General features: G+C 69.7%; 5 protein-coding genes and 1 pseudogene. 2 read left to right on the top strand and 4 right to left on the bottom strand.

Features of this window, described 5'->3' with window-relative positions; all coding sequences use genetic code 11:
- Positions 1-113 precede the first annotated feature (113 nt).
- Positions 114-1,979 carry a TIGR04551 family protein gene (locus D7V88_RS37580; protein ID WP_244238606.1) on the bottom strand — a complete coding sequence of 622 codons (1,866 nt, stop codon included), beginning with the start codon at positions 1,977-1,979 and terminating at the stop codon, positions 114-116.
- Positions 1,980-2,058: 79 nt separating this feature from the next.
- On the bottom strand, positions 2,059-2,949 hold the full coding sequence (gene mutM, locus D7V88_RS37575; RefSeq protein WP_120545375.1) for a bifunctional DNA-formamidopyrimidine glycosylase/DNA-(apurinic or apyrimidinic site) lyase: 891 nt from the start codon (positions 2,947-2,949) through the stop codon (positions 2,059-2,061).
- Positions 2,950-3,128: 179 nt separating this feature from the next.
- On the opposite strand from mutM, the gene D7V88_RS37570 reads away from it, so the two are divergent.
- Entirely contained in the window at positions 3,129-3,950 is an 822-nt protein-coding gene (locus D7V88_RS37570) for a M48 family metallopeptidase (RefSeq protein WP_120545374.1), read from the top strand.
- 38 nt (positions 3,951-3,988) lie between these two features.
- Here D7V88_RS37570 and D7V88_RS37565 read toward each other — a convergent pair whose 3' ends face one another.
- Both D7V88_RS37565 and D7V88_RS37560 read right to left on the bottom strand, forming a co-directional pair.
- Positions 3,989-5,038: a YihY/virulence factor BrkB family protein gene (locus D7V88_RS37565; RefSeq protein WP_120545373.1), complete on the bottom strand. Its 1,050-nt coding sequence runs from the start codon at positions 5,036-5,038 to the stop codon at positions 3,989-3,991.
- A 107-nt stretch (positions 5,039-5,145) separates the two neighbouring features.
- Positions 5,146-6,036 carry an MTAP family purine nucleoside phosphorylase gene (locus tag D7V88_RS37560; protein WP_120545372.1) on the bottom strand — a complete coding sequence of 297 codons (891 nt, stop codon included), beginning with the start codon at positions 6,034-6,036 and terminating at the stop codon, positions 5,146-5,148.
- A gap of 95 nt (positions 6,037-6,131) precedes the next feature.
- Between D7V88_RS37560 and D7V88_RS37555 the strand changes: the two are divergent.
- Positions 6,132-6,650: pseudogene (locus tag D7V88_RS37555) on the top strand (hypothetical protein); the annotation flags it as partial.

The raw sequence follows: 6,650 nt of genomic DNA, 5'->3' as shown, positions 1-6,650 counted from the left end.
GGGCGCGGGCGGCGCCGGACGGGGGGCGTGGGGACTGCCCTTGATGCCACACGCCACCAGCCCCAGCGTCAGGGCGGCGGCGACACACAACCGGGGAAGAGGTCCGCGCATGGCTAGAACTTGATGGCCAGCGTGCCGCGGATGGCGTGCGCGGTGCTGAGCTCCTGCGCGGGCAGGTTCAGGTCCTTCAGGCCCGCGAGCGGGAAGAGGATGCCGTAGTCGATGCCCGCCACGAAGCCGTCTTCCGTCACGTAGCGCGCGCCGACGTCCGCCTCGAAGCCCAGGCCCTTGTTCACCGAGGAGGGCGTGGACTCACCGTAGAACGCCTGCGAGTAGATGATGCTGCCGAAGACGTCGAAGCCCTCCGCGATGGAGTACTTGAGGCCCGGCTTCACATAGAACGCATCCGTCACGCCGTTGAGGATGGAGCGCCACAGGATGAGGTCCACGCGGTAGTCGCGGTTGAAGCGGAAGTTGCGGATGGCGTTGTCGCTGCAGCCGCCGGTGTCGCAGCGGTACTGCCGGCCTTCCACGTCGCCCGCCGCGGTGTTGCCGTCCGAACCGGTGCCCTGGCGGCCCGGGTAGTTGCCGAAGCCCGGCGCCTTGTCACCGGACGCGAAGCCCGCTTCCACGCCCAGGTGCAGCTTGTTCTCGATGATGTGGAACTCGGTCTGGAGCACGCCGCCGAACTGCGCGATGCGCAGCGACTGGGAGGCCGGGTCCGCCGTCGTCAGCGCGCGCCCGTCGATGGTGCCCAGTTGCGCCGCGAACTCCGCCTCGATGCGGAACTTCTTCTCCGCGTACTTGAACCACAGGTCGGGCACATACATCGTGCCGCCACGCGGCAGGAACGTGGGGGTGCTGACGTTGACCACGGGGTCGGGGTTGATGGGGACGCCGCTCGTGTCCCCCAGCGTCGCGTACCGCTGCGTGCGGTAGGTGAAGTACAGGCCGTAGTTGAGCACGCCCTGGTTGTTGTCCAGCTTGGCGCGCTCCTGCTGCTCGGTGTCACGCCGCGCGATGGCCAGCACCAGGCTGTGGCTGTCGTCGGACTGGGTGAGGTCCACCGGCTCGCCCAGGGAGTTGGCGCGCTCGGACGTCACGCCCTCCGAGTTGAAGTCCAGCATCGGCGTCACGTACCAGCCGGCGAACGGCTCGGTGACGAACTGGATGCGGTCCACCGTGTCGCCGTAGTCGCAGTCCAGGCAGTTGCCGTCGTTGCGCAGCATGCCCAGGCCCCAGTGGCTGCCCATGCGGCCAAAGCGCAGGATGCCCACCGGCGTCGTCACCTCGCCGTACGCGCGCCGCACCTGGACAGAGTCCTTGAACGCGTTGATGGCGGAGTTGCCCGGGGTCTGGTTCTCCGAGAAGAGCGTGAAGTTGTTGCGCCCGTCGCCGGCGTAGGCGCTGTCCGGGTTGGAGCCCAGGAGGATGTTGTCCAGGGCGTCCACCTGCACCTTGACGCGCACGTCCTCGGAGACGTTGAAGGACGGATCCAGGCGGAAGCGCATGTTGGCGCCCGCCTGGGTCTGCTCCGAGGCGGAGCGCGGCGAGCGCGTCCACAACTGACGGCCCAGGGGCGTGCCGGCCGGCAGCGCGGGCTTGCCCAGGTCGAACTTGTAGAAGAGCGTGGGGCGCACGCGCAGGTAGCCGTCGAGCGTGAACAGCTCCAGCTTGCGCTTCTCCTCCGTCCACTCCTCCTGCCAGTCGTTGTTGTTGGCCACGGCCTGGGTGGCCGTCTGCGCGCGGATGTCCTCGCGCAGCTCCTGGCGGGTGGCCTCCAGCCGCTGCTCCAGTTCCTCGCGGCTGACGGAGCCCTCGGTGGAGGCAGCGGGCGCGGCGGGAGCGGGGGCAGGAGATTCGGCCGGAGCCGACTCCTGGGATGCCGCGGCGGGCGAGCCACCATCAGGCACCGGCGGCGTCTGCGCGGTGGCCGTGGACGAGGCGACGAGCAGCGCCGCCAGCAGGACGTGAGGCATGGTCAACGGTCTCCGGGGCCACGACATGACGCGGCCGGGTGTAAAGGGCGGGCGATTCAAGCCATGCCCCCCTGGGGTGTCAACGTCTACGGGAGCGGGGCTTCGCTCCGTCAACGACCTGCGAGGGCCTCTTCGGCGGCTTTCCAGGACGGGCGGGGGCCTTGGGGAGCGGCTGACATTTCGGACAGAAATGCGTGGTGCGCCCACCCTGGGTGAAGGACTCCACCGTCGTTCCACACTTCGAGCACGGCCCTTCCGCCCTCCCATAGACGAGGAAGCGATTCACGGAACCCGGCTCTTCCAGGTACACGATGTCCTCGCCCTCCTGCTCCTTGAAGGCGAAATCGAACGCGGCGTGGACCCCTTCGGCCAGCTTCTGCCACTCCGGGGGCGTGAGGGTCGCGGCCTTGCGCGCCGGGTGCACGCCCGCGCGAAAGAGTGCCTCCGCCGCGTGGATGTTGCCCAGGCCCGCGATCCGTCCCTGGTCCATCAGCGCCACCTTCAAGTCCTGTTTCGAATCCCCCACCGCCTCCTGGAGCTGGGGGCCGGTGAGGCCTTCGGTCAGCGGATCCCGCCCCAGGGCCTTCACGGAGGCCAGCTCCCACAGCCCCTGGGACGGCGCGGGCTCCATCCGGCCGAAGAGGCGGGGATCACAGAAGTGGACGACGTGGCCGTCCTCCAGGTGGAAGCGGGCGCGGCTGTAGGGGACAAGCTCGCCCTCCTGGCGGCGCACGAACTTGCCGGTCATCCCCAGGTGGGCCATCAGGCCCCGCCCTCCCTCCAGGGTGAGCAGAAGGTACTTTCCCTTGCGTTCCAGGGCCGTCACCTGGCCGGTGAGCTTCGCGAAGTGCGCAAGCTCCGCGCCCCGGAAGATGCGGGTGGCGTCCGCTTCCGCGCGCACGATGCGGTGGCCCTTGAACCAGCGCACGAGGTTGCGCCGGGCGATCTCCACTTCCGGTAGCTCAGGCATCCACCGGGGCACATAGCACCTGTTCCCCCACCCCGCGCATTTCCCATGCATCGGGGGCCCGGGTGCCCTCTTTCCTCCGTTGAAAACGGGACCTGGAAGGGGCTTGCCCGGGGCGAGTCAGCGTGACTACGAGGGGCCAGACACGCCTCAAACCTCGTTAGCGAAGGGACGACTCGCCCATGCATCGGATGGCCACCGCAATCCTGACCCTTACCCTGGCCTCGGGCCTCACCACCGGCTGCGCGAAGCAGCGCGTCGGCGCGGAGAAGGCGATCGCCAAGGCGTTCATCTCCGACGAGCAGGAGAATCAGCTCGGCCTCCAGGTGAAGAAGGAGTTGGAGACGAAGGAGAACATCAAGTACGTGGAGGACCCGGCGGTGCTGGAGTACGTGCGCGGCATCTCCGCCCCCATCCTGGCGCAGGCCAACAAGGACCGCTCCGGGGTGAAGTGGAAGGTCAACGTCATCAACGACCCGAAGCAGGTCAACGCCTTCGCCACGCCGGGCGGCTTCCTCTACGTCTACACGGGCCTGCTGCTCGCGGCGGACACCGAGGCGGAGCTGGCGGGCGTCATGGCGCACGAGGCGGGCCACGTGGTGGGCCGTCACTCGGCGCGCGCGATGGTGAACGCCTACGGCCTGCAGACCATCACCCAGGTGGCGCTGGGCCAGAACCCGGGCACCGCCGCGCAGATCGCCGCGCAGTTGGCGGGTGGCGGGCTCCAGCTCGCGCACGGGCGCAGCGAGGAGACGGAGGCCGACGAGTACGGCGCGAAGTACTCCGCCGCGGCCGGCTTTGATCCGAACGGCCTCATCGCCTTCTTCGAGAAGCTCCAGCAGATGCAGGGCACCCAGCCCTCGGTGCTCAAGTGGCTGTCCACGCACCCCACCAACGCGGACCGCATCGCGCACCTGCGGAAGATCATCGCGCAGCAGGGCCTCAAGGGCGGCCGCAACGACGCGGGCGGCCTGACGGCCATCAAGGCCAAGCTGCCCAAGTAGTCGGCTGCTTCTCCGGCGGGAGCCGCCCGGGCCCCTTTTCAGTGCACGGGCGGGTTGTCGCTTCCGTCGGGCAGGAAGCCGGGAGGCTCCGGGTCCTTGCCCTCGGCCACCCGGCGCTTCCTGCGGAACAGGGCCAGCCGCGTCTTGCGGGCGCTGTTGGCGCTCTTCGCGGCGCCCGGGGTCTTGAGGGGCGGCTCCAGGGGCGCGGGCTGACCGAAGTCGCGCGCGCCCTTGGCCTTCCCCTTCACGGAGGCGTGTTCGAGGATGGCGTTGAGTTCCCCTCCGAGGATGAAGATGAGCCCGGAGAGGTAGAGCCACAGCAGGAGCACCACCACGCCACCGATGGAGCCGTAGGTGACGTCGTACTTGCCGAAGTGCTCCACGTACTGGGTGAAACCCCAGGTGCTGCCCAGCCACGCCAGCGTGCCGAACACGGAGCCCGGGGTGATGTACTTGAAGCGCTGCTTCACGTCCGGCAGCAGGTAGTAGCAGAGCGACAGCATCAGCATCACCAGCCCCGCGGTGAAGGGCCAGCGCAGCCAGGACCAGACGAGGTGGAACTCGTCGATGAGCGCGAGCTTGTCCGCGATCCACGCGCCCACGCGCCCGCCCAGGAGCAGGATGGCGAAGGACAGGGGGATGAGCAGCGTGCCCGCCAGCGTCACCGTCAGCGCCAGGCCCTGCGTCTTCCAGTAGGGCCGGGACTCCGGCACGTCATACGCCATGTTGAGCGCCTTGCGCAGGGCATCCACGCCGCGCGAGGCCGACCACAGCGCGACGAGCAGACCCACCGTGAGCAGCCTGGGGCGCGTCTCGCCGACGAGGGACGTCAGGTGCTGGCTCACCACGCCCAGCGCGTCCCCGGGCACCAGCGGCCGGATGCGGTCCATCATCGCGTCCACGGCGCCGGGCGCGAACGGCAGGTACGCCACCAGCGTGACGAGGAAGAACAGGAACGGGAACAGGGAGAAGATGAAGTAGTACGACAACTGCGCCGCCACGTCGGTGACGGCGTCCTCTTCAATCTCCTTCCAGAAGCGCCGGCCGAACTCCCTCCACGTCAGGTACTTGAGCCGTGGTGGCCCCATGTGGTCCCCCTCCGGGTCTATTGGGGAGCCAATGTGCGAACGGTCCGGGCATTCGGCAGCAGGCAGCCGGCCGAGCGCTCGCCATGGGGACCGCCGGGTGTCGGTTGCTAGACGACGCCGGACGGCAGGTAGCGCCCCAGGAGCGGGCGCAGGCGGGAGCGCACCTCGGCGGGGATGCGGGCGCGGTCGGTGAAGATGGCCAGCGCGAGCGCGGTGTCACAGCGGCACTGGGACGCGGTGCCGGCGATGCGGGGCAGCGCGCGACGCAGCAGGGCGGCCCCGTGGGCGGTGACGGCGTCCAGGCGCTGGGCGAGTTGCGGCAGGAGGGCTTCGGGTTCCTGGCCCACGGGCTGGGGACGCCAGGAGTCGTGGTCGGTGGGCAGCGCGATGAGGGCGTAGTGCAGCTCCGCCTCGCGCGCGAGCCGCGCCTCCGGCATCGCGGTGAGACCCACCAGGTCGCAGCCCCAGGTGCGGTAGAGCTGGCTCTCCGCCTGGGTGCTGAGCGAGGGGCCTTCGATGCACACGTAGGTGCCGGTGGGGTGCACCACGGTGTCGCCGTGGCGCGCGGCGTCGTGGAGCGTCTGGCGCAGGGTGGAGCAGAAGGGCTGGGCCAGCTCCACGTGCACGGCGACGTCGTCGTAGAAGGTGCAGGGGCGGCGGTAGGTCCGGTCGATGACCTGATCCGGCAGGGCCAGGTGGAGCGGCTGGATGTGTTCGCGCAGGCTGCCCACGGTGCCGGTGGCGATGACGTGGGTCACGCCCAGGACCTTCAGGGCGAAGAGGTTGGCGCGGTAGGGGGAGCGGGTGGCGTTGTGGACGTGGCCCTGGCCGTGGCGGGAGACGAAGACGACGCTGACGCCCTCCAGCTCCGTGGCGACGAGCGGCGAGCTGTGGGGGCCAAAGGGCGTCTCGATGGTGAGGTGCTCGCCCCGGCCCTGGAGTCCCAGGGCCTGGTAGAGGGACTGGCCCCCGATGATGCCCACCTTGACCGCCGGCATGCGTCTCCTCTCGCCCGGGCGCCGGGCGTGGGGCTGACGATATCGCGGGGCCCTCCCCCGGGAAGCGCTGAAGACTGGTAGCTTTCACATTTGCCATGCGTCTTCTTCCGCGCCTCGTCGTCCTCGCCTTCCTGCTTGGTCCCCCTGCCCTGGCCGCCCCCATCCCGCCGGGATGCGAGGAGGACGCCGTCGCGTGCAAGGAGGACTGCACCATCGAGTACGGCGGCAACAGCAGCGCCATCCGCAAGCTGACGCGCTGTTTCGAGGGCTGCACGAACCAGCGCTCCCAATGCGCCCGGAAGTTCAACGCGGTGAACGGCCGCGCCGCGGATGCGCCGGAGGCCGCGCCCGAGCGTCGGCAGTCGAAGACGGAGGCCGCCAAGCTCCGGGAGATTGAAGAGAAGGATCGCAAGCGCGACGAGGATCCGTTCGGCGACGACGACAAGCCCGTGCGCGAGCGTCCCGCGCGCGACGCCTACGACGACCCGCCGGAGCCGCCCCCGGAGCGCAAGGCCTACCGCGCGTCGGATGAGCCGGAGAAGAAGCCCGTGCGTGGCAACACCCGGCCGCCGGCCACCGTCCCGGCCCGCGCCACCGAACCCGCGCCCGAGCGC

It is taken from the genome of Corallococcus terminator (genome assembly GCF_003611635.1).
Classification (GTDB): domain Bacteria; phylum Myxococcota; class Myxococcia; order Myxococcales; family Myxococcaceae; genus Corallococcus; species Corallococcus terminator.
Note: the sequence above shows the minus strand (reverse complement) of the source record. Positions and strands in the feature narration are given on the sequence as shown.

Excerpts from the sequence above, each read along its gene's own strand:
- D7V88_RS37580 (WP_244238606.1), bottom strand. The coding sequence starts at position 1,979 with ATGCCTCACGTCCTGCTGGCGGCGCTGCTCGTCGCCTCGTCCACGGCC.
- mutM (WP_120545375.1), bottom strand. The coding sequence starts at position 2,949 with ATGCCTGAGCTACCGGAAGTGGAGATCGCCCGGCGCAACCTCGTGCGC.
- D7V88_RS37570 (WP_120545374.1), top strand. The coding sequence starts at position 3,129 with ATGCATCGGATGGCCACCGCAATCCTGACCCTTACCCTGGCCTCGGGC.
- D7V88_RS37565 (WP_120545373.1), bottom strand. The coding sequence starts at position 5,038 with ATGGGGCCACCACGGCTCAAGTACCTGACGTGGAGGGAGTTCGGCCGG.
- D7V88_RS37560 (WP_120545372.1), bottom strand. The coding sequence starts at position 6,036 with ATGCCGGCGGTCAAGGTGGGCATCATCGGGGGCCAGTCCCTCTACCAG.